Annotated in this window: 19 protein-coding genes; 8 read left to right on the top strand and 11 right to left on the bottom strand. The window is 56.9% G+C overall.

Annotation, left to right across the window (positions count from 1 at the left end; genetic code table 11):
* Positions 1 to 32: 32 nt before the first annotated feature.
* Both manD and FHR27_RS08440 read right to left on the bottom strand, forming a co-directional pair.
* Positions 33 to 1,244 carry a D-mannonate dehydratase ManD gene (gene manD / locus FHR27_RS08435; protein ID WP_179538314.1) on the bottom strand — a complete coding sequence of 404 codons (1,212 nt, stop codon included), beginning with the start codon at positions 1,242 to 1,244 and terminating at the stop codon, positions 33 to 35.
* A 4-nt stretch (positions 1,245 to 1,248) separates the two neighbouring features.
* Complete coding sequence (locus tag FHR27_RS08440; protein WP_179538315.1) at positions 1,249 to 2,250, bottom strand: sugar kinase; 1,002 nt, start codon at positions 2,248 to 2,250, stop codon at positions 1,249 to 1,251.
* 151 nt (positions 2,251 to 2,401) lie between these two features.
* Here FHR27_RS08440 and kdgR point away from each other — a divergent pair, with 151 nt between their 5' ends.
* Positions 2,402 to 3,184: a DNA-binding transcriptional regulator KdgR gene (kdgR, locus tag FHR27_RS08445; protein WP_179538316.1), complete on the top strand. Its 783-nt coding sequence runs from the start codon at positions 2,402 to 2,404 to the stop codon at positions 3,182 to 3,184.
* A 101-nt stretch (positions 3,185 to 3,285) separates the two neighbouring features.
* On the opposite strand, the gene FHR27_RS08450 is transcribed toward kdgR, so the two are convergent.
* From FHR27_RS08450 to FHR27_RS08460, 3 genes are all read right to left on the bottom strand, one after another.
* Positions 3,286 to 4,095 (bottom strand): NYN domain-containing protein, encoded by an 810-nt coding sequence (locus FHR27_RS08450; protein ID WP_179538317.1) that lies wholly within the window; start codon positions 4,093 to 4,095, stop codon positions 3,286 to 3,288.
* A gap of 181 nt (positions 4,096 to 4,276) precedes the next feature.
* A complete protein-coding gene (locus FHR27_RS08455) occupies positions 4,277 to 4,666 on the bottom strand; it encodes a hypothetical protein (RefSeq protein ID WP_179538318.1) in 390 nt (129 codons plus the stop codon).
* A 20-nt stretch (positions 4,667 to 4,686) separates the two neighbouring features.
* Positions 4,687 to 5,247: a hypothetical protein gene (locus tag FHR27_RS08460; protein ID WP_179538319.1), complete on the bottom strand. Its 561-nt coding sequence runs from the start codon at positions 5,245 to 5,247 to the stop codon at positions 4,687 to 4,689.
* A gap of 309 nt (positions 5,248 to 5,556) precedes the next feature.
* Here FHR27_RS08460 and FHR27_RS08465 point away from each other — a divergent pair, with 309 nt between their 5' ends.
* From FHR27_RS08465 to FHR27_RS08475, 3 genes are all read left to right on the top strand, one after another.
* Positions 5,557 to 5,886 (top strand): hypothetical protein, encoded by a 330-nt coding sequence (locus FHR27_RS08465; protein WP_179538320.1) that lies wholly within the window; start codon positions 5,557 to 5,559, stop codon positions 5,884 to 5,886.
* 522 nt (positions 5,887 to 6,408) lie between these two features.
* Positions 6,409 to 6,699 carry an Arc family DNA-binding protein gene (locus FHR27_RS08470; RefSeq protein WP_179538321.1) on the top strand — a complete coding sequence of 97 codons (291 nt, stop codon included), beginning with the start codon at positions 6,409 to 6,411 and terminating at the stop codon, positions 6,697 to 6,699.
* Between the two features lie 80 nt (positions 6,700 to 6,779).
* Positions 6,780 to 7,133: a hypothetical protein gene (locus tag FHR27_RS08475; protein WP_052493806.1), complete on the top strand. Its 354-nt coding sequence runs from the start codon at positions 6,780 to 6,782 to the stop codon at positions 7,131 to 7,133.
* A gap of 138 nt (positions 7,134 to 7,271) precedes the next feature.
* Here the strand turns inward: FHR27_RS08475 and FHR27_RS08480 are convergent, their stop codons facing one another.
* Complete coding sequence (locus FHR27_RS08480; RefSeq protein ID WP_179538322.1) at positions 7,272 to 9,065, bottom strand: sensor domain-containing phosphodiesterase; 1,794 nt, start codon at positions 9,063 to 9,065, stop codon at positions 7,272 to 7,274.
* Positions 9,066 to 9,346: 281 nt separating this feature from the next.
* On the opposite strand from FHR27_RS08480, the gene FHR27_RS08485 reads away from it, so the two are divergent.
* Entirely contained in the window at positions 9,347 to 11,260 is a 1,914-nt protein-coding gene (locus FHR27_RS08485) for an ATP-binding protein (RefSeq protein WP_179538323.1), read from the top strand.
* A gap of 38 nt (positions 11,261 to 11,298) precedes the next feature.
* Here FHR27_RS08485 and FHR27_RS08490 read toward each other — a convergent pair whose 3' ends face one another.
* Positions 11,299 to 12,084, bottom strand: coding sequence for a prolipoprotein diacylglyceryl transferase family protein (locus FHR27_RS08490; RefSeq protein ID WP_179540066.1), 786 nt, complete (start codon positions 12,082 to 12,084; stop codon positions 11,299 to 11,301).
* Between the two features lie 67 nt (positions 12,085 to 12,151).
* Positions 12,152 to 14,482: a PAS domain-containing protein gene (locus tag FHR27_RS08495; protein WP_179538324.1), complete on the bottom strand. Its 2,331-nt coding sequence runs from the start codon at positions 14,480 to 14,482 to the stop codon at positions 12,152 to 12,154.
* A gap of 585 nt (positions 14,483 to 15,067) precedes the next feature.
* On the opposite strand from FHR27_RS08495, the gene FHR27_RS08500 reads away from it, so the two are divergent.
* On the top strand, positions 15,068 to 15,433 hold the full coding sequence (locus tag FHR27_RS08500) for a histone-like nucleoid-structuring protein, MvaT/MvaU family (RefSeq protein WP_179538325.1): 366 nt from the start codon (positions 15,068 to 15,070) through the stop codon (positions 15,431 to 15,433).
* 62 nt (positions 15,434 to 15,495) lie between these two features.
* Here the strand turns inward: FHR27_RS08500 and FHR27_RS08505 are convergent, their stop codons facing one another.
* Positions 15,496 to 15,963: a response regulator gene (locus FHR27_RS08505; protein ID WP_179538326.1), complete on the bottom strand. Its 468-nt coding sequence runs from the start codon at positions 15,961 to 15,963 to the stop codon at positions 15,496 to 15,498.
* 218 nt (positions 15,964 to 16,181) lie between these two features.
* Between FHR27_RS08505 and FHR27_RS08510 the strand changes: the two genes are divergently transcribed.
* Positions 16,182 to 17,144: an endonuclease gene (locus FHR27_RS08510; RefSeq protein WP_179538327.1), complete on the top strand. Its 963-nt coding sequence runs from the start codon at positions 16,182 to 16,184 to the stop codon at positions 17,142 to 17,144.
* Positions 17,145 to 17,260: 116 nt separating this feature from the next.
* Here the strand turns inward: FHR27_RS08510 and FHR27_RS08515 are convergent, their stop codons facing one another.
* Positions 17,261 to 18,400: a glutathione-independent formaldehyde dehydrogenase gene (locus FHR27_RS08515; RefSeq protein WP_179538328.1), complete on the bottom strand. Its 1,140-nt coding sequence runs from the start codon at positions 18,398 to 18,400 to the stop codon at positions 17,261 to 17,263.
* Positions 18,401 to 18,708: 308 nt separating this feature from the next.
* Here FHR27_RS08515 and FHR27_RS08520 point away from each other — a divergent pair, with 308 nt between their 5' ends.
* The gene (locus tag FHR27_RS08520) at positions 18,709 to 20,808 is read left to right on the top strand and encodes a TonB-dependent receptor (protein ID WP_179538329.1); all 2,100 of its coding nucleotides are present in this window, start codon (positions 18,709 to 18,711) and stop codon (positions 20,806 to 20,808) included.
* A 247-nt stretch (positions 20,809 to 21,055) separates the two neighbouring features.
* On the opposite strand, the gene FHR27_RS08525 is transcribed toward FHR27_RS08520, so the two are convergent.
* Positions 21,056 to 22,609: a sensor domain-containing diguanylate cyclase gene (locus FHR27_RS08525; RefSeq protein WP_179538330.1), complete on the bottom strand. Its 1,554-nt coding sequence runs from the start codon at positions 22,607 to 22,609 to the stop codon at positions 21,056 to 21,058.
* Between the last annotated feature and the right edge of the window lie 77 nt (positions 22,610 to 22,686).

A 22,686-nucleotide genomic window follows, 5' to 3' on the forward strand; every position in this document is an offset into this window, starting at 1 on the left:
CCTGTGTGCTTGTTGTTATGGATCCGCCGCGGTTACCAGTGCCAGAGAGTGCCGTCTTCCAGGCGATTGACCGGTAGGCTTGCGCGCTTGTAGGGATATTTCGCCGCCAGCTCTTCGTTGATGTCGACGCCGTGTCCCGGGGTTTTGCCAGGGGTGAAGTGGCCATCATCGAAGCGGTAGGCGTGAGGGAAGACTTCGTCGATGCGCTCGTCGTGAGGCATGTGTTCCTGAATGCCGAAGTTGGGCACCCAGGTGTCGAAATGCAGCGCCGCGCCCATGCACACTGGCGACAGGTCGGTGGCGCCATGAAAGCCGGTGCGCACCTGATAGAGCGCGGCAAAGTCGGCGATGCGCCGCACGTGGGTGATGCCGCCGGCATGCACCAGCGTGGCGCGGATGTAATCGATCAACTGTTCCTGGATCAGCTCGCGGCAGTCATGGATCGAGTTGAACACCTCACCTACCGCCAGCGGTGTGGTGGTGTGCTGGCGAATGAGGCGGAAGGCTTCCTGGTTTTCGGCCGGGGTACAGTCTTCGAGCCAGAACAGGTTGAAGGGCTCGACCGACTTGCCCAGGCGGCCTGCTTCTATGGGCGTCAGGCGGTGATGCACGTCATGAAGAATGTGCAGGTCGTCACCGAATCGCTCGCGCACGGCGGCAAACAGCTTGGGCACATGGTTCAGGTATTTGGCGGTGTCCCACACGTGTTCGGCGGGCAGGTCACTGTCGGCGGGCTCATAGCGCTCCCCGCTGCGCTTGGCCACGCCATATGTGGTGGCAATGCCCGGAATCCCGCACTGCACGCGCACCGCCTTGTAGCCCAGTTCGACATGCCGGGCGACTTCGTCCAGGCAGCCTTCGATGTCCTTGCCGGTGGCATGTCCATAGACCATCACCCGCTCGCGGCTCTTGCCCCCGAGCAACTGGTACAACGGCATCTGCGCGGCCTTGGCCTTGATGTCCCACAGGGCGACGTCCACGGCGGCAATCGCGGTCATGGTGACCGGGCCGCGACGCCAGTAGGCCCCGCGGTACAGGTACTGCCAGATATCTTCGATACGATGTGCGTCGCGGCCAATCAGTGCCGGCAGCACATGCTCTTCCAGATAGGCGACCACCGCCAGCTCCCGGCCGTTCAGGGTCGCGTCGCCGATCCCGTAGATACCGGAATCTGTGACGATTTTCAGGGTGATCAGGTTGCGCCCCGGGCAGGTGACGATGACGCGGGCTTCGGTGATTTTCATGGGGTCAGGCCTCTACGGCAGAAGAGAATGAAGACAGATCCAAAACGGGCATGGCATCTCGAGGGATCAGGGCCCCGCGGTGCTGGACGACCTGGGAGGCCAGTCGATGGCCCCAGCGCGCCGCCAGTTGCGGATTGCCACCCTGCAGGCGGCACGCCAGATAGGCCGCGCTGAACGAATCGCCCGCCGCCGTGGTATCGACGATCTGGCCCACCTGCTCCGCGGGTACTTCGAAACGGCCCGTATCGCACTGGATCAGACACGATGCCTCACCGCGCTTGAGGGCGACCTCAGCTACGCCGAACTCGGCATAGGCCTGAAACAACGCGTCCGTATCGGCATACCCGAACAGTGCGGCGTCATCTTCCCAGGTGATCAGGGCCAGATCTGTCAGGTGCAGTACATCGCCATAGACGTCGCGCGCAGCTTGAGCGTCGGGCCAGAGATGGGGGCGGTAATTGTTGTCGAAGACAATTCGGGTACCCGACTCACGGGCGTGGCGCAGAGTGTGCAGCAGGCGGTCGCGGCCTGTGGCGGTGAGAATCGCCAGGCTGATGCCGCTCAGGTAGAGGTAGTCGTAACCCGCGAGCGCCCGGAGCAGGTCATCGGCGGCGTCACCGTCGAACATCTGCCGTGCGGCGGCTTCGCCACGCCAGTACAGAAAGCGTCGCTCGCCTTGGGCGTCGGTCTGAATGAAATACAGCCCCGGAAGCGCACCCTTGATTTCGCGCACATGCTGGTCGCCGACACCCTCGTCGCGCCACAGCTGACGCATGGCTTCACTGAAGCTGTCGTCGCCGAGGGCGGTGACGTAATCCGCGCTTACCTGCCCCACAGGGTTCAGCCGGGAGAGGTAGACCGCTGCGTTGAGCGTGTCGCCGCCGAAGGTCTGGCTGAACGCTGAAGCGTTGTGTGCACGCATCTCGATCATGCACTCGCCGATTAACGCGACTTTGAGCCGGCGAGATGAATCGGTATTCGGGCATCGCCCGGTTATTGCATTCATGGCTACGCGCCTTTGTTATTTTTAAAACGGCGTTTCATTTCTAGCTTGTGATGGCGAGTTTAATCCGAATTCTTGCCTCGTCAAGAAAAATGAAACAGCGTTTTGATTCGCTAGCGTATATCCTCTGGTTTTAGTTTCCGTTGGAGCCTTCATGGACAACAGCACTCTCCAGAACAACGAACTGGTCTCTGCCGTGGGCCGCACCATGGCTGTCCTTGAGGCGCTGGCCGAGCATCCCGAGGAAAGCGGCGTATCGGAACTCGCCCAGAAACTGGATATGTCCAAAAGCACGGTCTACCGCTTCCTGCAGTCGCTCAAGGCGCGTGGCTACGTAGTACAGGACGCAGAGGATCGCTATCGACTCAGCGTCCGGCTGTTTGAATTAGGCGCGCAGGCCCTGCCCCATCTGGACATCATCCGGGAGGCGGAACCGGGCATGCGGCGCATCAACGAACTGACCAGTGAGACTGTGCACCTGGGGATCCTTGACGAAGGCAGCATCGTCTACGTCCACAAGATCGACTCCAAATACAACCTGCGCATGTATTCGCGCATCGGTCGGCGGGCGCCGCTCTACTGCACCGGGATTGGCAAGGTGCTGATGGCTTGGCTCGAGCAACCGGAGTTGCTGGCCCACCTGCAGGAAGAGAGTTTCGAGCGCCGCACAGCCAACACCTTGACCAGCATCGAGGCCTACCTGCAGGAACTGGAGGTGGTTCGCGCCCAGGGCTACGCGGAGGATCATGAGGAGTTCGAGGACAACATGCGCTGCCTGGCAGCACCGATACGCGACCGCTTTGGCCATGTGATCGGCGGGCTGAGCGTGTCCTTCCCGTGCTTTCGCTTCCGCGAAGAACTCAAGGAGGATTACGTCAAACGGCTGATGGAAACCGCGCAACAGGTTTCTGCGCAGTTGGGCTGGAATAGGAAGTAGCTCATGCAAACCATAGCAACGGCTGCTTTAGGATAAATCGGTCAGCGCGGCGGCGTCAGTAGAGCGTGAGTGGTGTCACCGCCCTTTTTGCTATGCCGCCGTCACGCATGGGCCGTATTTTCCGCATTATCTTCGTCCTTGGCAGCCAACCCGACATTCCAATGCCCACCGTGCTCCTGAACCAAGTGCAGCAGATCATAGGTTCTGGTCATATCGAGTAGGCCTGAGTGGCCGTAGGCATTTGGCGAGAACGCCGGATCCGTCCGTTTGAGGTACTGGCCGAGGGCGCTCAAGCTCACCTTTCCTTCACTGGTTCCGCCTGCCAATAGCGACACGGCATCCACGACAAACTTGGGTCGCCGTTTGACCACCGGCTTGCTGGAGTCAAGCTTGATCGCCTCATGCTTGGCGCAGGCTTCAGTTTTTGTCAGTTTGTCGACCTGCTCCCCTGCAGCGTCCAAAAGGTGTTCTTCGCGACGCCATTCAAAAAATTGGTCGCTGGCGTTGCGTAGCGCATCCGGCGTCTTGGCCTCCCCAACTATGCACACAGTGGCGCCACGCTCCCTGAGTTTGCGGCACAAGTAGGCGAAGTCAGAGTCGCTGGTGACCAGACAGAACGTGTCTGCCCGGTGGTCAAACAGCGCCTCCATTGCATCCAGGGCCAAGGCGATATCGGACGTATTCTTGCCAGCAGCGTATTGGTACTGCAGGCAGGGCGTGAAGGCCAGGCGCACTAAAGCCTCCTGCCACTTGTTGGCCAAGGTGCCGTGATTGCCGTAACCACGCCTCAGAACAACACGTCCGAACTGGGCGACTACACGCAAAGCGTGTTCCAAGATTTCTGGTGACACGTTGTCGCAATCGACCAGAACAGCTACGCGCGTTTCTCCAGCTGGAGTGAAAACTCCCATCCTTGGCTCCTACTAACCCGAACAAGCTTCGTGATCGCTAACATAACGGCAGGTCTGACGAAGTCACTCTCTCCCATATGGTGCTAGGTATCCCGCCGGGCTAAGAAATCCCCAGAGGGGTTACGTCTGTTCTCTCGTCTAACGTACTCCATTGATTGCGAAATGGTCGTCTGCAGCAGATCTACTCACCGACATTGACCCCCGCGCAATTGTGTCCAGACAGATCGAGGTTGGTGATCGTCTTCTGCTTGTTGACGAAGATCGAGACCCTGCACCCGGAGTCTTGAATGTAGTCTTCGTAATACGTGGTGTTTACTCGCACGCCGCCCTGAACATCAGTGGTACGTCCGGTTTGGCGAGTGCGCCAGTATGAAGTGTCCCTGCTCCAGATCAGAACTGCCTGCCCTTCGCCTACTGGCTTCATTTCGTCAGGTGCGCCGAAGAACTCGATGGCTTCAGCCGCACTACGTCCATTCCATTTACTGCGTGCGCCGTATTCGGGAACACTGGGTATCTGACCGCATCCAGCTATGATTACCGCAACCAGAGCGCCGACAAGTACGTTACGCATGCTTTCTGCTCCGCTACTGTTTAGGGCTTGGTATTGCCAAGCATTTCATCGAGATCTTTTAGCGTCTGATCCCTTTGCTCCAGCGGAGCCTGCTGAATGAACATCTGTTGGGCGAGGTTGATCATCTGACCAGCGTCCATCTTGCCAGCAGATAACATCTGGTTATTTGTTCGGTTGCCAGGCGCGCAGGCAAACGCGAACGTCCTTTGCAGCCAGTACTCTTCGACACCGCGCCATCCGGGCGAGAACGGAGCTTCTCGTACTCCGAGGTCAATACGATTGAAAACCTTGGCGCTGGTTAAGCGTGTCTGCCGTTGTGAGCACTTAACCTCGACCTCATAAGCCGCGAATGCCGGCATCGTAACGTCTTGGAAGATGTGCAAGATCAGGAGAGACAGGACATCCCCCGGTTTCTGCAAGATGCCCGTAGCATCGGCTACGTACATCTCATTTTTCCGACCCTCACCCTGACCGTAGATGATCCAGTAATCACCGTGGGCGGTCTGGGCATAAGCCATTGGGGCGCAAACGACCAGGGCAGCAGAGAGCAATAGGTACCGAAAATGCGTTGAAAGCAGCATTGAGATCTTCCTTGAATTTGGCACTGCACCATCATCTGCAAGTTTGCAGCCTTACAGACTGAGGATGAAGCTCGACCCAGCAGGCTAGGACTCAGAGACCGGCAGCTCAATAGCACACATGAGCTATGGCGGTTCAGCGCCCCGCTCAGCACCCTCTCCCACACCTTTTGCGTGAGCCGGACAGTTGCCAAGAGCGTAAGACGGATTCTGGCTTTCGAATACCAAGCAACCATATCTTTAAGGACAGACGGAGTGTTTTCGGCGTTTTTTGCCGAGATGGCGGCAGTCTGAAGTGCAAGGAGATCAACAATGCTGCGATTGGCCATGATGGGATGTTCTGCACTGCTAGTTACGGGTTGCGGATACCCAGATTTCGAATGCACCCAAGAACAAGCCTACAAAGTCGCGACCGAATACGTAGCCGATAATCTGGAAGCACCAAAGTCGTTGGTGTTCCCCGCTTTTGGTGCTGACGGGGTCCAGATTACTCAAGTCGAAAGCTGCAAATTCGACGTGTCGGCGTATGTAGAGATGGTGGATGCTGAAGGGGCCAAGGTACGCCGACAGTTCTCCGCACAGCTCCTCGGTGTGAGGGCAGATCAAGACTGGATAAGGCAGCGGCTGAAAATCGAAAAGTGATGCACTTTCCGCGTGACCTTCACTCTAGGAGATCACGCAACAAGCCCATGTCCGCTGAGCTGTTGCATTTGCCCGGATAGCACTACTGGAAGCCTGGTGCAGCTTTCCAGTTTTCGAGACCGTCCGACCCTGTGCAGTCTGATGACGAGACTTCCCTCTAGAAGTCGAATTCTTTGGCAATCAACCCATAGATCAAAATGCAATCCAGGGTTTCCTCGACGTCCTCTAGGTCTGTTGATACGAAGTCCGTGCTCGCAACAACGGCCGGCAGCGTACGTCCGTTGGAAGGGCTAAACGCGGGCTCTGCCGACAAGGCCATAGCGGGCTGCCTGACGGCGGATCACGGCCCCAAACTCCCCGATCTAGATCAGCGCCTGGCTGCTCAGCAGCCACAAAATCCACCCCACGAATCCCGGCAACTACCAGGCTCTCCCTATCGGTAAGAAGCCCAATAATAGGGAGAACTTTTCGTAAAATTCGCCTACAAAATTTGTATCAGTACTCAACCTGCAGGAGCAAAAAATGGCTGCACGGAAATACCCAAGTGGCTTAAAGGATAAGTTCGTGGTGCGCATGCCTGATGGGATGCGTGCAAAGGTCGCTCAACTCGCTGGCGATAGCGAAATGAGCATGAACGGCGAAATCGTCGCAGCCATTGAGGCGCACCTTGAAAATCACGCAAGGCAAAATCTGCTGATAGACGCTCTTCAAGCACAGCAGATCCAGTCTCAACCAGAACAACCCAAGCCGAACATCAAGCCAACGGCTGAAGACCTCGACTACCTCGACGGGCTGAAAAATACCAAGCGCTGAGCCGACGAATTGTCCTCGACCCATTTCATGGCCGGATCTAGAATACCTGTATATACATACAGATTAGCTATGGTGCGGCCATGCATTATGAAGTCCTCCCTCTGTTCGAACGCGGCAAGCGCAAGCCTAAGAAAGCCTACAGCTCCGAGCCCCGGTTGAGGGCTGATGTACGAATAGAGGAAGCGCTAGAGACGCCTTTCGGGCGCAGGTCAAGCATTGCCATTACCGTCCCATCTGCTCAAGGTGGTAATCCCTTACCCCAGCTCTATGAGGCTCGCATCGGCGGCATGGCGATACTCGCCCTCACCATTGAGGGCGTGGAGTTCGTTGATGGCGTTATGTACCAGCAGGAATGGCACTGCCGAGAACCTGAACACAAGATCCAGGTGCCCTGGACACTCTGCCCCCGCGGCCCGCTGGACGAACTGCTCTGAACAACCCGCTCCATCAACCAGAATCACGCAGCGCACATAAGTCATGACGCGGCCGCGTCTAGGATTGTCATGAGGGCTGCCTGTGCCCTTTTCGTTTCGCCAGCGACATCTTCCGCGCCACACATCGCTTGCGGAGCCTTAGATAAGGCCGGCCGGGCTCTTGTGGCCATTCAACCAGGCCACCAGCTCGGCCGGCGATAATGGCTTGGCAAAATAGTATCCCTGGCCCTGCTGACAACCCCAGCCGCGCAGCAGATGGTAGTGCAGTTCGGTTTCAATGCCTTCGGCCACGACCGTCAGACGCAGATCCTTCACCAGACTGATCAGGCCGCGGATAATGTGCCAGTCGCTGTTACCCGGTTGGAGGTCGGCCAGCAGCGAGCGGTCGAGCTTTACGCTGGTGGCAGGAATCTGCCGCAGGTAGGCCCAGTTGCTGTAGCCACTACCGAAGTCATCGATGCCGATGGCCACCCCCAGGTCACGAAAGCGTTGCAGCTGCGCTTGCACGGCTGGGAAATCGGTTACCAATACGCTCTCAGTGAACTCGAGTTCGATGTACTGAGGCGCCACGTCGAAGTCGCGCAGCGCCTGAACCAGCTCATCGAACAGTAGGCCATCGGTCAGATCCAGGGCCGACACGTTCAGCGATGTGGTCATTTCCAGCCCTTCGCTTGCCCACTGCGCCAACTGCTCGCAGACACGTCGAACGACCCACCGCGTGATGTGCCGGATCGAAGCGGTGGTTTCAGCAAGAGGAATGAATTCGGTGGGACTGATTTCCCCCAGCGTTGGATGCGTCCAGCGCAACAGTGCTTCAACGGCCACGCAGCGATTGCTCGCCAGATCGACCCGTGGTTGGTACACCAGCCTGAACTGGTCCGCAGAGATAAGGGCTGATTCGATGGCGTTGAGCAACTCGGTGCTGCGCCTCAGACTTGAATCGATCGCGGGATCGTAATCGAGCCAGCGACGTTCACTTGCGCGCGCAGCATCAGTGATGCTGGCCATCAGGCGCAGGATATCCATTGGCGCAGCAGCCTCACGATCCAGCTGCAGCACGCTGATCCCCACATCGGGGAACACAGGTACGTCCGCGCTATACAGCGGTCGAGCGAGAGCGTCCACGATGCCACTGAGCAGGCTCTGCATTGACAGCCCCTGCGAGGGCGCAAAGAGGGTTACGAAACCTAATGTGCCTGAGCGGTATAGGCGTGCGCCCTCAGGCAACACCGCCAGCAAGACCTCCTTGACGGCCAGCATGAAGTTAACGAAGAACTCCATTCCCAACGCCTTGACCAATCGATCCATGCCGGACGCGGATAGTGGCTCCACCAGAATGGCAACCCGTCCATCCCTCGCCGACTCGGTTAGAAGATCTGCTTCGAAGCGTTGCCGGTTTGGCAGGCCTGTTGTCAGGTCATAGAAGTGCTGAAGATGGATCGACTCAAGGCGTGCCACGACCACCTTGGCAGCGTCTCGCAACAGAGCCTGGCCCTGCTCGTCCATCGGGCGGTGGGTTTCTCTGTCGATGATGCACAACCTGCCAAGGCTCAGCCCGGGCTGGATAACAAGGGGCGCGCCTGCGTAATAGCGGATGAAAGGGTCACCATTGACCAGCGGGTTACTCGAAAAACGCGGGTCACTGAGAGGGTCACAGACTTCCAGCACGGCCCCTTCGTCGAGATTGTGGGCGCAAAACGACATCTCACGCAGCGTGCGCTCGGGCTCCATGCCAACCCGGGCCTTGAAGACCTGGTAGTCGCGCTCGATGATGCTCACGAGCGCAGTAGGTACCCCGAAGTAGGCGGAAATCATTGCGACGACGCTGTTGAGCACAGAATCCGAGCCGATTTCCAGCTCCGACGTCAAACGATCCACTTCGGCCAAACGTGCACGTTCTTCTTGCGGGGTAAGGATGTTGCACGAGGTCATGTTGGCTACTATCAGGAGAGGCGTAAGGGGAAATATAGCGCTGGGTTGTCTAATGTTGCATGGCCGATCCTATCGATGACGCGTCCGGTTGGACAATTGGGCTTTGCTCACATGCCAGATAGATCAAAGCTATAGGCCGCACCTGCATGTTTCCCGCGCAGGCTGAAGCAGGTTGTACAATTAGTCGAAAGGCCCTGTACTGACGTATTGATTGCCCTCGCGCGTTGTCACTCATCCCTGTTGCACATCCGAAATTCCGGATCTGGCCCCTGGAGCCCTATTTGATCAGTATTTTGTCACGGGGCCTGCAGTTGGTCCGCCGCTTGGCGCGCACTCAGCCAAGCAAGCCGACCCGTTATGCGGGCGCAGTCCTTGTCGTGGCGTTCTGCTGCGCGCTGCGTGCACAACTTCCTTTTGCAGCACTACCGTACCTGTTTTTCATTCCCGGCTTGATGTTCATCGGTTTCTGTTTCGGCGTTGGCCCTTCACTGCTAGGTTGCATGTTGTCGGTACTGGCGGCGCACTACTTCTTCATCGGGGCGATCGGCTTCCAGGACGGTTTGACCGCATGGATCAGTAGCGCGAGTTTTGCTCTGGTCACCTTCGGTATGGCTGTCGTCTGCGCGCTTTTCCGCCGAAGCTTGAACGCACTCTCCGACATCAACGAGCGCCTTGAGTATGAGGTCGAACGGCGCACCCTAGAGCGCGATGGCATCTGGAATGTCTCCCCGGACCTGATCTGCACCCTGTCCGAGGGCGGTGAGGTGGTGGCGATGAATCCGGCCTGGCAAACCGAGACCGGCCACACTGAGCAGGTTCTCAAGGACGGAGCGTTTTTCGCTTTTATCTCCCCTTCCCAATTGTTCGACGCCCTGCGCAGCCTGGATCAGCAGCCGATTGCAGAACTCGATACCCAGGGAGCCCGCAGCAATGGTCAGCCGCTGCACCTGAACTGGCGGATCGCACGCCGTGAGGGGTACTACTTCGCGGTCGCCCGGGATATCACGCAACACAAGGAACGCCAGGAAGCCCTGGAGCAAGTCAGGGCGCAGTTGCAGCAAAGTCAGAAGATGGAAGCGGTGGGTCAGTTAACGGGGGGACTGGCCCACGACTTCAACAACCTGCTGACGGTGATCACCAGTAGCCTGGACTTGCTCGACCAGCGCATCGCTCAAGGGCGGCACAGCGAGCTCCCGCGATACGTTGCGCTGGCCCGCAACGCCTCCGCCCGCGCGGGCTCCCTCACCCACCGCCTACTCGCCTACGCCAGGCGTCAGACATTGGCGAGTACGGTGGTCGACCCGGCATTGCTGATCCAGGACATGAAAGAGATGATCAGCAGGACGCTGACACCGCGTGTCGAGCTAGAGGTAGCGACACCACAGGAATCCATCTTGTGCTTGTGCGACGCTCATCAGCTTGAAAATGCGCTACTGAACCTGTGCATCAACGCACGCGACGCCATGCCCCAGGGCGGGCGGTTAAGGATAGAGGTCAGCAAGCAGCGCATCGAGCCGGCGCAAGCCACCGAGACGCTAAACGCAGGTGAATATGCTCACTTCCAGGTAACGGATACCGGCATGGGTATGCCACAGAGCGTGGTGGAACGCGCGTTCGATCCGTTCTTCACCACCAAGCCATTGGGCTCCGGTACCGGGCTGGGCCTCTCGATGGTGTACGGTTTTACTCGGCAGTCATCCGGCGACGCCCAGATCGAATCGGAGGTGGGAAAAGGCACCAAAGTGAACCTGTTTCTGCCACTTCACTACGGCACGCTGACCACTGCCAACCTCGCAACGCCATCCAATTCGGAAGACGTGGCTTACACACCGAGCGGTTTAATTCTCGTGGTCGACGATGAGGACGCAATCCGGGATCTCGTCGGCGAAACACTGGAAGACATGGGCTATGAGGTCGCCAAGGCAGCGACTGCTGCCGAGGCGCTGCAACTGCTTAAGCAACTGCCTGAGATGGGTCTAATGATTACCGACATCGGCCTGCCAGGCGGAATGAGCGGCGATGAGTTAGCTGTAGCGGCACTGGATGCACACCCGGCACTCAAGGTGTTGTTCATTTCCGGCTACGCCGAAAACGCCGTGCCCGCGATTGCCATGAAAAGCGGCCAGACCGAATTGCTGCTCAAACCCTTCGCAGTCACGCAGTTCAAGCTGATGGTTCAGAAGCTGCTCACCTAAATGCTTGGAGACTGACGACGGCATTACAACGCAGCACTTCACTCCTCTAGTCGCGTGCTTTCCTCGAGCTGCTTGAGCGCATGGGACAGACTCGCATGCGACAACTCGCCAAGGTGGCTGCCCACCTGGCGCCCCTCGGCATCGAAAAACAGGGTGGTCGGCAGCGCGCCTGATCCAACGTGTTGGCCCAGCTGGCCGCCCGGATCCAGCAGTACATTGGCCAGACCCAGCCCTTCAGTAGCAAAGAACCTTGCCACAACCGCGTCACTCTCGCCCTGATTGACGAAGAGAAACGTGGTGCCTGACAGCTCACGCTGGGCTTTCGCCATGACCGGCATCTCGCGGCGACAGGGCGGACACCAGGTTGCCCAGAGATTGACCACCAGCGGTTTGCCTGCGAAGTCACGCAGCGTTACCCGCTCACCTTGCTCATTGCGAAAACTCAAATCGGGCAAACGATTGGATTGTTCGACGGTGTGAAGCAGGAACGAGCCGGATACCCAGGCCAGCATCCCTACCGTAATCGCCCAACCAAGTGGCTTGCGCAGCTTGCGGTCGCGCCAGCACATCCACGTGCCGAGACACAGCGCTGCTAGCAGACCCGGCCAGGCGATGAAGCCACCATCACGTATGTCGACTGCTCGCCAGGGCTGGTCGCTAAAATGCTCCAGATACGTGACTACAAATGCGATCCGAGCAACGACCAGCGTCACCAGAAGCAACCTGAATACCTGTTTCTCAGGATCAAGTTTACTTAGCCGCCCCAGCCACCAGCCGGTAAGGATCGATAGGGCCAGGCTCACCATCAGCACGACGTGCGGCATCGCTAATGCCAGCGGCCCCAAGTTGATAGTCAAGCTCAGTTACCCTCCTTAACTCAGTTATCCAGCTTCAGCGATGAACCGCGGCCCTTCTAATCGCCTTCGTCAGAAAGCTGGATAGCTGATCAATCGAATAGGGTTTCTGAAGGAGATCGAAGCCGTAGCTGCCATGTTGTGCAAGCACCTCGCTATAACCGGAAGTCAGCACGACAGGCATCAGTGGATACTGTCTGCGGATCGTTTTGCCAAGATCGATGCCGTTCATTCCAGGCATGACGACGTCAGAGAAAACCACGTCGAACTGGTCCGGTTGCTTTGACAGCAGCTCCAGTGCCTCTTCCGCGTTAGCCGCGGTGGATGGCTGGTAACCCAGCTCGACCAGCGCGGTCTGGCAGAACGCACTGATGTCGGGATTATCTTCGACCATCAGCACGCGTGTGCCATGGTCTGGTACCAGCGGCTCGGGGGCTGGGGGCTTTTCCCTACGAGGCTCGACTCGACTATCGACCCTCGGCAAATACAGAGTGAATGTTGAACCCTTGCCAACTTTACTCTCGACGATGACCTCCCCGCCCGATTGCTTGGCAAAGCCAAAGACCTGCGATAGCCCAAGTCCTGTGCCCTTGCCAAGAGCCTTGGTCGTGAAAAAAGGCTCGAAGATAGACTCCAGTTGCTCAGGCGCAATACCGGTGCCCGTGTCAGAAACTGATACAGCAACATAGCGGCCAGTTGTTGCTGGTTGAAGCCTAACCGCGGGAATTTTATCTGCCGGGGACACACGGATCTCGATACGGCCTTTACCGCATAACGCATCCCGCGCGTTCACTGCCATGTTAACGAGCGCGGTGTCGAATTGGCCTGAGTCCGCATAAACGTAATAGGGTGTTTCTGGCGATCGGATATCGATGTCGATACGAGGACCACTCAACGTCGCCAGCATCTCTGCGACAGAGCGAATATTCTCGCAGGGAGCAAAGACCTCTGGCTTCAGTGTTTGACGCCGGGCAAATGCGAGCAACTGACCTGTCAGGCGTGACGCACGATCCACTGTGGTCGAGATTGCTTCGATGTACCGTAAGCGTTTCTCCTCAAGAAGATTGGGGCGCTTTAACAGATCGCAGGAGGATCTGATAATGGTCAGAAGATTGTTAAAGTCATGCGCGACACCGCCGGTTAGCTGGCCGACAGCTTCTATTTTTTGCGCCTGTCGCAGGGCGGCTTGAGCCCGTTCAAGCTCAACCTGAGACTTGATTTGCTCGGTGACGTCGTTGGCAAAACAGAAGCCTCCAGCGACGGAGCCGGAGGGATCACGTAAGGGCGTATAAGCGAGTTCATAGCTACGTCTCAAAAGGCTGGGGTCACCGAACTCAGCGGATACCCGAAAGGTCTCGCCACTCAAGACACGCCTCAGTTGTTCGCGTAGGACTAGTGCTTGTTCCGCCGGCAAGAGCTCTGGCAATAATTCGCGTCCCTCCAGCGAATAACCGTAGATCGCTCGAAAAGCCTGAGAATAGGCCTCGTTGAAGGCTACAAGGCGGTATTCATTGTCAAAGATGCAGGTTGGCACCGCGTTGGCGTCAATCACGTCGCGGTACAGTCTTAGCTCTGCGGTACGCTCAGCGACTTGTTCCTCGAGCATGGCGTTAAAATCACGCAGTTGGGCCTCGCTCTCCTTCAGGAAAGCTTCAGCGTTTTTCCTGTCAGTGATGTCGGACGCCGCGCCCAGCCAGCCAGTAATTTTTCCGCCTTGGTCAAAGAGCGGTACCGCACGTACCTGTGCCCACCCGACACTTCCGTCGACGCGGTTGACCGGATGTTCGATGCTGTAGGTCGATCTGGTACTGATGGCTCGGGCAATTTCTGCACGCACCGCATCGCGCGCTTCGACAGGGATATAGTCATTGAGCCAATTGGAATTGTCCGTGTCCGTATCCGGAATAAAGTTGCCGCCCTTGAGCTGATGGAGCTGAGTCCAATCAGCATTGATTGAGAAACGAACCTCACTCGATGACCGTACTAAGGCGTCCAACCGCTGCTCGCTTTCAGCGAGTGCCAGCGTAGTGTTCACTTGATCGGTCATTTCCCGGGTATAGCAGAGGACACCACGGATGGATCCCTGATCATCGCGCAGTGGCGAAAATGAATAGCTCCACCACGTTTCTTCTGGCACACCTTCTCGCGCCATGATGATCGGCGCGTAATCGGAACGGATCGACTGCCCTGACAGTGCTTTGCGCATTGAGTCACGCACCGCATCCCACGCGTCTGCCCACAACACCGGCAGGGATTGACCCAACGCTCCTTCCAGGCGAGACCCAAGGAGTGGCCGATAGGCATCGTTGTAGAAAAAGGTCAGCGCCTCCCCCCAAACCAGATACATGCTCTCCGGTGAATTGAGCATGAGCTCCAGGGCATTGTGCAGGGACTGCGGCCAAGCATCTTGCGAGCCTATCGGTGTCGAAGACCAATCGTGCCGACGGATGAGCTCTCCCGTCTCACCACCTCCGATCAGAAGCCTGTTACCAACTCTGCCCACGGTCTCCTCCCTATGAATTCATGCGATCAAACGAATCCGGCACAAGGTCACCGGCCACTCGAAACGGCGCTGCCATGCGCAGCCTCTGTTAGAAGACACGGACTTGGGGCTAATTCTCCAACTCAATTGTCGCTTGATCAACGCATGGGGTCATCGACTGTTCAAAATCGAGCCGAGAAGACGACGCGAGGAAATCGCCTGCCAACAGCGGGTAGATTTCCTAACACTGATTGGAGATCCTCTAATGCCCCACACGTACGATCAACTAATCATCTGGGCCCCTTAATTACGCGTTTAGCGTAACGCTCAACCTGGACTCCATGCTGAGCCCAAGGTTGGTCTTAGTATGCTCGGCACTGGCAACACGGCATCAACCACTCACCCTGGCTTGAATTTCAACGTAAAGTAAGCCAACTAAAGTGTGCAGCTCTCGACCAAAAAAGGTTATCCATGTCCAAAATTGCCGAATTCAAAGCCCTAGAGGCTCAACTCGCCGCTCAACTTTCACAGCTTGATGCATTAAAAAATGATGGTGGATTGCAGCGCGAGATCGAATTTGAGAAAAAACTTCGCTCGCTGATGTCCGATTACGGCGTCAGCCTTGGCGGCATCATTTCTCTACTCGATCCGCAATCTCCCCGGAGCGCCAAGCTCTCCTTTCAAACTGCCCGGGGCCCGAAGCGAGAGCGCGCAATCAAGGTGTACAAAAATCCCGAAACAGGTGAGATCGTTGAGACTAAGGGCGCTAACCACAAGGTGCTCAAAGCTTGGAAAGATCAGCACGGCGCGGAAGCGGTTGAAGGCTGGCTTCAATAAGCTTTTTAAGCTCTTTGAAAGTGAAAAAGCCGGGCATTGCCCGGCTTTTCTTTATCGCAGGTCTAGCACGGCTCAGGAAGCCGTCCTGCAGGACGAACGGAACCGGCAGGCGGCTCGTTGAGAATGGCCCAGAATATCCCGAGGCCCGATATCGCCTTGACGAAATCAGAGAATTCGACAGGTTTGACCACATAAGCGTTAACTCCTAGACGGTACGCCTCTTCCAGATCCGGCTCCTCCTCCGACGACGTCAGCATCACAATGGGAATACTCTTGAGCTGATCGTCAGCCCGAACAGCCCCGAGTACCTGCAACCCATCAATCTTAGGGAGTTTCAGATCCAGCAGCACGACTGCAGGATTACCCTCGTGGCGCGCGGCATATTCACCAGTGCGCCTCAGGTAGGCCAATGCCTCTTCGCCATCTCGAACACAGATCACTTCGTTAGAAAGCCGGCTGCGCTCAAGCGCTATCAAAGCGAGCTCTAGGTCGCGTGGATTGTCTTCCACAAGAAGAATCGGTTTGAGCATGTTGTCCTCTCACTTCTGCGTGAGCCAGGTTAGAAGTCGAGTCATCCTGTCGGATGAGTTTTGGGTCAGACCCGAGAGCAGCGTTGCCGTTCCGCAACGGGCTAATGACCGGAATCGGCTCGACGGGCTGATCAGCCCACTGGTGATGCGAGTGGATCGGCGCCAGAGGTCACCTAAATGCCATAATGCGGCCCCCAAAAGCCAAGTCTTCGCCATCCATGAATCACGTTTTTTCAGCTTTCGCCCTCTCCGTTCTCCTCATCACCACAGCCTTTGCCAGCGCTCCTTCGACCTTCACCGAAGCGAAAGTCGTGGCTAAACGGCAGGTTTTCTTCGACCAGGCAGACGGCTCGGTGGGCGATCTGTACTGCGGCTGCAATTGGACGTGGGTGGGTAAGTCGGGCGGCAGAGTCGATGCGAAATCCTGTGGCTATGAGGTCAGGAAACAGGCCACGCGCGCCGAGCGCACCGAGTGGGAACATATCGTCCCTGCCTGGACGTTCGGGCATCAGCGGCAGTGCTGGCAGCAAGGCGGCAGAAAGAACTGCGTCGCAAGTGACCCCGTGTTCCGGGCAATGGAAGCAGATCTCTACAACCTCTACCCCTCGGTCGGCGAGGTCAATGGCGATCGCGCGAACTACAACTACGGGATGGTATCGAGCAGCGAGCCGCAGTATGGCGCCTGCTCTACGAGGATCGATTTCAGCAGCCGAACCGCTGAGCCGCGAGACGAAGTCAAAGGCCTGGTCGCACGCACTACGTTCTACATGTTTGACCGGTATCGCCTCAACATGTCGCGCCAGCAGCAACAGGTGCTGATGGCCTGGGGCAAGCAGTATCCGGTAACGGATTGGGAGCGCGAGCGGAACGCCCGCATTGAGAAGATCGTCGGACACTCCAACGAGTTTGTGACCGGTGAGCGCATGTGGACGCAAGGCTACAAGCCTACCGGCGATGGCGTGTCGAAAGTCGCTAGCGCGAAATCCACACCTTCAGCACGCAGCAGTACGGCAGTCGAAAGCTCATCGGGTTCTGTGATCGGCAATCGGAACAGCCGTCTCTATCACCTGGCATCCGGATGCCCAGGCTATGGGCAAGTTGCCTCTAAAAATCGCGTTCCATTCGAAACCGAGTCGGACGCCATTGCCGCTGGCTTCCGGAAAGCCGGCAATTGCAAATAGCAGTTCTGATTGGCCGAGGCGTCCATTCAACGAACGGCCTCGGCCTGGAGTTTGAGGTTATGCCAAGTCTTTGGAACGTTGGTTCGACGTCCGCGGATGAGGCGGCCTCTGAAGTATCAGGCAGCTGGTTTCATGACGACTTTGGTCCAGCCTTTGTCACGGGCGTCAAAGTGCTTGTATGCGCTTGGGCCCTCAGCCAATTTGAGGCGATGGGAGACGATCTGCGATGGCTTGGCACGGTCGTGGTGAATCAGCGCTGCCAATTGACGGTTGTACGCCTTGACGTTGGCCTGCCCAGTACCGATTGTCTGGCCTTTGAACCAAAATGCGCCGAAGTCAAAAGCCATCTTCCCGTCTTTGGCCAGCTCATTTTCAGCACCAGGATCCTGGGGAACGAATAGCCCAACAACACCTATCCCACCAGTTGCTTTGGTTGAGGCGACAAGGTTGTTCATGGTCAGGTGATTCACCTCGTGGCCATGCTTGTCACAGCATTGGTAACCCACGCATTCGCAACCACGATCCGTGCCTTTGCCGTCGGTGTAATTCAGAATTTCATCGACAGCCTTCTGCTCAACGGAATTGATTGGTGTTGCCCCCATCTTTGCAGCCAGCTTCAGACGGTCTGGCTGATCGTCTATGACGAAAACCTGCGACGCGCCTTGGATGATAGCGGAGTGTGCCGCCATCAAGCCCACTGGCCCTGCGCCGTATATGGCGATGGATTCGCCAGGCTGTAGCCCTGCCAACCTGGTCGCATGCCATCCGGTAGGAAAAATATCGGAGAGCATCACGTAGTCGTCTTCCCGCTCTTTGGCATCCTCAGGCAAAACGAGGCAGTTGAAGTCCGCAAAGGGAACTCGCAGCAGCTCGGCCTGGCCGCCATCATAGGTGCCCATCTCAGCAAACCCATAGGCTGCGCCGGCGCTGCCCGGGTTAGCCGTCAAACAATACCCGGTAAGGCCCTTTTCGCAATTTTCGCAAAAGCCGCAGCCGATATTGAACGGCAAGCAGACCATGTCGCCAACTTTGACCCTTTCGACGCCGGCACCCACCTCAATCACCTCGCCAAGGTTTTCGTGACCAAAGACACGGCCTGTTTCAAAGGTGGTGCGGCCTTCGTACATGTGGAGGTCGGAGCCACAGATATTGGTGGAAGTGACTCGTACTAGGGCGTCGGTAGGTTTTTCAATCTTTGCATCCGGGACGTTTTGTACGCTGACGTCACGTGGTCCGTTGTAGACGATTGCCTTCATGTGGGTTCTCCAAGTTAGTTCAAAGGAGCGCCATACGCGCTTTCGTTGCTACATAAGTTGGTGTTCAGCGCAAAGGAGGCCGTTCAGGAAAATTGCGGCGATTCCTGACCGGTGGCATTTCATAACCAGTGATGACAAACCGTTTTCTTCCCCGCGGCTGCGCCCTTCGGGCAGCGTCGATGGCCAATTTGCTGTTTGATCCGACACCCGATGCGGATATATCCATTAATGAGTCAACTCATAATGTTATGGTATAACGTTGTTATCATTCGCGATTTCGCCACAACAATATTGAGGAAGTCTGCTTCATGTACGGATCTGCGCATCGCGGTAGGGATTGGATTCTTGGAGGCGCCGCACTTACCTGCTTGGTCTCGTGCACAATGGTATATGCGGCAGAGGCAGAAGAAGCCACTGAGCTGGAAGCCATCGAAGTCGTTGGTGAGGGAAGCAATTCGGGACGTATCAAACCGCTGACACGAAGCAAAGTGAGCAATGCTCCCAACAGCTTGCCAGCTGCGGTGACCACGATCACGGACGAAGATATTCGAACACTCAACGTAGATCGCGATATCTCCAACATCTATCGTCGTGTGCCAGGCGTCGTAGCCAACAACATCGACCAAGGCGATACCGGCAATGGCTTCCGTATGCGCGGCTTCACCACCAATGGCACTCACGGCGCCGACGTGGCCGTGTACGTCGACGGCGTGCCGCAGAACATTCCCTCAAGCCAGGGTGGTGCAGGCCACGGCCCGGTGTTCCTTGAGTGGTTGACGCCTCAAATGATCAAGCGCGTCGACGTCATCAAAGGCCCGATATCTGCGCTGTATGGCGACCAGAACCGCGCAGGCGCGGTGAACATCGAGACACTCGATGGTGGGGACGTGGCCTCGAGCCTTGGTGTGGATATCGCCAGCTTTGATGGCCGTCGAACCAACCTGGTACTGGGCGGGGAGCATGAAGGTTTCGAATCGCTGTTCGTGGTCGATATCTACAAGACCAATGGCTACCGCAAAGCGGCTGAGACCAACCGCGACAACTACTTCTGGAAGCTCTCTAAGGTCTTTGGCGATGCGAAGTATTCGGCGCGCTTCAGCCACTACGAATCGGATTTCAAGAACGATGGCTACCTGAACCTACCCGCTCTCAAGGCCGGTACGATCAGCCGCCGCGACACCGACAATCTTTATGGCTTCGGCAATGCCAACCGAAACACCTACGTCTTCAATCGCGCGCCCGCAGAAGGAGACGAGGGCCTGTACTACACCGCTTACTTCGAAGATTTCAAACGTGTGCGCGGCATTTCCAATGGTACCAACACCCATAATTACGGCAAGGATGATCGTGACATCTACGGCGGGCGCCTGGCTTATAACTTCGTTTATGAGGACTCGGCATCGTTGATGGTCGGTGCCGACGTGCGCCGCGACAAGGGCGACGCCTACCGCCAGCAGTATCGCAACTTCGAACCCACACCCAATTTCTATTTTGACTTCGACCAAGACCTGATCACCTATGGTGTGTTTGCCCAAGGACAATACAAGCCGGTCGACTCACTGAAGTTGCTGGGAGGCATTCGCTACGACCGCTTCGACTACGACATCGACAACCTCAAGTTTCGCAACGCCGATACTGGCTACCACAGCTCGGTAACCACACCGAAACTCGGCCTGGTATGGACGCCGATCGAGCAGTTCGAAGTGTTCACCAACGCTTCTCAGGGCTTTCGTTCGCCAGCTGCGGAGTACATCAGTTCCGGCAGCAGCGGTGCTCTGCCGCCGAGCGAGACAGGTGGTCGGATCAACGGTAGCGTACGGCCCAGCAAGGTCACGTCCTATGACATCGGCTTCACCGTACGCCCGACTGAGCGCTTCTCCAGCACCACCGAGTTCTACTACATCCAGAACGATAGCGAGACCTTGCAAACTTCACCGGGGGTCTTCGAGCAGGTCAGCGACACCACACGTAAAGGCGTGGAAACCAGCTTCAACTACCAAGCCACATCCACAGTCAGTACCTACGCAAGCTATGGCCGAATCATCGATGCAGTGATAGACAATCCGGCTGCTGGTACCGGCGACAGGTTGGTAGTCCCAGAGCACACCTATAAAGCCGGCCTGCAGTATCAAGATGCCTTCATGGCGGGGCAGCTGACGCTCAATGCCGATACCTACCACCTCACCGGGATCCCTTACTACGTGGGGACAGAGAAGAGGGAAATGCCGGTCTATACCCGGTATGACCTGCGCGCGTCATATGACTACAGCGACTACCAGTTCAGCGTGTATGGGACTTTTCAACCCCACCGTTATGGCACCGAAGTAGCCTACGGCACAACAAGTGGGCTGGTGATCGTTCCGCAGCCATCGACAACGCTGGGCGCATCGGTCAGGTATTTTTTCTAGCCATCGCCCTACTGCTTAACGTCACGCGCTGTCAGGACTGGTGCATGTCGCTGTCGTCGACCTAGTCATCACAAAAGATGCGCCAGCGACTGCTCAGTTATCGACGTACTCAAAACACTAAAGCGGCTTGGTAGAGCTTCAAAATCTCCTACAGGTACTTGACCGAGGACAGGGTTCTGTTTCCGGTCAAACGATGGTGTCTGACCTATAGGGCTAAGACGCGCAACGGCCATGACGTCCACAGAGCTCAGAACGAGCAACGGCCCAGCACAACACAATTACGGCCCTTTCGCTTTGCTGCGTATAACGCCTGGTCGGCCGCCATTACCACCTCCTCTACGCTACTAAAACTGGATCCGGCACTGCCCGCGACGACGCCAATACTCACCGTTAGACAGTGGTAGGGAGACTCGCGATGCTCGATGGCTAAACGTTCTACTGAGCCGCGCACTTTCTCAGCGATGGCAAAAGCCTGCCCACCATCCAACCCGCAGAGAATCAGTGCCATCTCCTCACCACCGTAGCGGGCTGCCAGGTCGGTGCCTTTGCGCGCATGCAGCCGCATCGCCCGCCCCACCTCGATCAATGCTCTGTCGCCGATCAAATGACCATACGTGTCGTTGTAGAGCTTGAAGTAATCCACATCGATCAGCACGAACGCGAAAGACGCGCTCTCGGTAAGGCTTTGTTCAAAGGCGCTTTCCAGGCGCTCATCCAAGTGCCTTCGATTGGCCAGGCCGGTTAGCCCGTCCTCAGATGCCAGCGTTGCCAAGGTCTTGTTCGCTGCGGACAACGACTTGTGTGCAGCAAGCAGCTCGATTGCCAACTCCGACTGTTTTCTCAGAGCACGCAAGACCAGTGCTCCCATAGCGACGACAATCAGAGTCGCTATAACTGCAAAAGACCACATCGTTCGGGCCCGCTGCTTCCATGCAGTCAACGCGTCGACCTCGGCCATCGCCACGGCGACAAGCACGGGATACTTGTCACTCGCGTCAAATCCGTAAATTCTTCGCACACCATCCACGATTGCGGTGAGGGCAACCGAGCCTTTAGATACGCCCTGATTCACCATCTTCAGCATTGGGCTCTCGGAGATATTGGTGAGGTAGGTTTCAGCATTGCTGTCCGACCGAGCGAGGATTGCTCCATCGCGCTTTGCCAACACCACGATGCCCACTTCTCCGAGAGGAAGCGATTGGTAGAGGGTAACAAAACGGTCAACGTTCAGCGTCGCGAGCACCACGCCCTGGAAATCACCCTCACGTCCGTACAAGCCCATAGACAAGGTGATGACCCAGTCCCCTGTGGTTTTGCTCCTCACCGGTTGGCCAATATAAATTCCAGGATCGCTAGTGGTCTGGTGATACTGAAAATAAGCTCGATCCCGATTGTTCAAAGCCTTGTCAGTCGCATTGGTGGTGAGGAAATAGCGCCCGGCCGCGTCTGACATAAACAACCCATCCAGCTCGCCGAGCTTCTGAATCTGGGCTGCCGCGATTTCGTTCAGCTCCTGCAGGTTCGCGTCGCGATGACCGCCCAGACGATGCTTGGAAGCCAATGCGGTCAGTATTGTCTCAGCGACCCGTATAGTAGATTCAGCCTGGCTACTCAGTGCCGTTGCAAGCGTCTGCATTGCTTCTGTGTTTTGAGCTATCGCCTGCGATTTATCCCATCTCACATGCAGTGCCGTGGAAGCTATTAGTAGCGCGCACACGAAGGCTACGACGAAGACGAGCATTCGCCGTGTATGACTGCTCTTGGGCGGCGTATCCGTTTGCCTCCTGGCGAAATCCTGCACGTCTGCCTCCCTAGGGTCTGTTGCCGTTTCGCGCTAACCAATTGATCTATAAGAGCAAGCTCGTATCGTTGAAGCTC

Origin of the sequence: Pseudomonas flavescens (assembly GCF_013408425.1) — a bacterium.
GTDB classification, from domain to species: domain Bacteria; phylum Pseudomonadota; class Gammaproteobacteria; order Pseudomonadales; family Pseudomonadaceae; genus Aquipseudomonas; species Aquipseudomonas fulva_A.

Bases quoted from the DNA above. Each gene is read 5' to 3' on its own strand.
- manD (WP_179538314.1), bottom strand. From the start codon at position 1,244: ATGAAAATCACCGAAGCCCGCGTCATCGTCACCTGCCCGGGGCGCAAC.
- FHR27_RS08440 (WP_179538315.1), bottom strand. From the start codon at position 2,250: ATGAATGCAATAACCGGGCGATGCCCGAATACCGATTCATCTCGCCGG.
- kdgR (WP_179538316.1), top strand. From the start codon at position 2,402: ATGGACAACAGCACTCTCCAGAACAACGAACTGGTCTCTGCCGTGGGC.
- FHR27_RS08450 (WP_179538317.1), bottom strand. From the start codon at position 4,095: ATGGGAGTTTTCACTCCAGCTGGAGAAACGCGCGTAGCTGTTCTGGTC.
- FHR27_RS08455 (WP_179538318.1), bottom strand. From the start codon at position 4,666: ATGCGTAACGTACTTGTCGGCGCTCTGGTTGCGGTAATCATAGCTGGA.
- FHR27_RS08460 (WP_179538319.1), bottom strand. From the start codon at position 5,247: ATGCTGCTTTCAACGCATTTTCGGTACCTATTGCTCTCTGCTGCCCTG.
- FHR27_RS08465 (WP_179538320.1), top strand. From the start codon at position 5,557: ATGCTGCGATTGGCCATGATGGGATGTTCTGCACTGCTAGTTACGGGT.
- FHR27_RS08470 (WP_179538321.1), top strand. From the start codon at position 6,409: ATGGCTGCACGGAAATACCCAAGTGGCTTAAAGGATAAGTTCGTGGTG.
- FHR27_RS08475 (WP_052493806.1), top strand. From the start codon at position 6,780: ATGCATTATGAAGTCCTCCCTCTGTTCGAACGCGGCAAGCGCAAGCCT.
- FHR27_RS08480 (WP_179538322.1), bottom strand. From the start codon at position 9,065: ATGACCTCGTGCAACATCCTTACCCCGCAAGAAGAACGTGCACGTTTG.
- FHR27_RS08490 (WP_179540066.1), bottom strand. From the start codon at position 12,084: ATGCCGCACGTCGTGCTGATGGTGAGCCTGGCCCTATCGATCCTTACC.
- FHR27_RS08495 (WP_179538324.1), bottom strand. From the start codon at position 14,482: ATGCTCAATTCACCGGAGAGCATGTATCTGGTTTGGGGGGAGGCGCTG.
- FHR27_RS08500 (WP_179538325.1), top strand. From the start codon at position 15,068: ATGTCCAAAATTGCCGAATTCAAAGCCCTAGAGGCTCAACTCGCCGCT.
- FHR27_RS08505 (WP_179538326.1), bottom strand. From the start codon at position 15,963: ATGCTCAAACCGATTCTTCTTGTGGAAGACAATCCACGCGACCTAGAG.
- FHR27_RS08510 (WP_179538327.1), top strand. From the start codon at position 16,182: ATGAATCACGTTTTTTCAGCTTTCGCCCTCTCCGTTCTCCTCATCACC.
- FHR27_RS08515 (WP_179538328.1), bottom strand. From the start codon at position 18,400: ATGAAGGCAATCGTCTACAACGGACCACGTGACGTCAGCGTACAAAAC.
- FHR27_RS08520 (WP_179538329.1), top strand. From the start codon at position 18,709: ATGTACGGATCTGCGCATCGCGGTAGGGATTGGATTCTTGGAGGCGCC.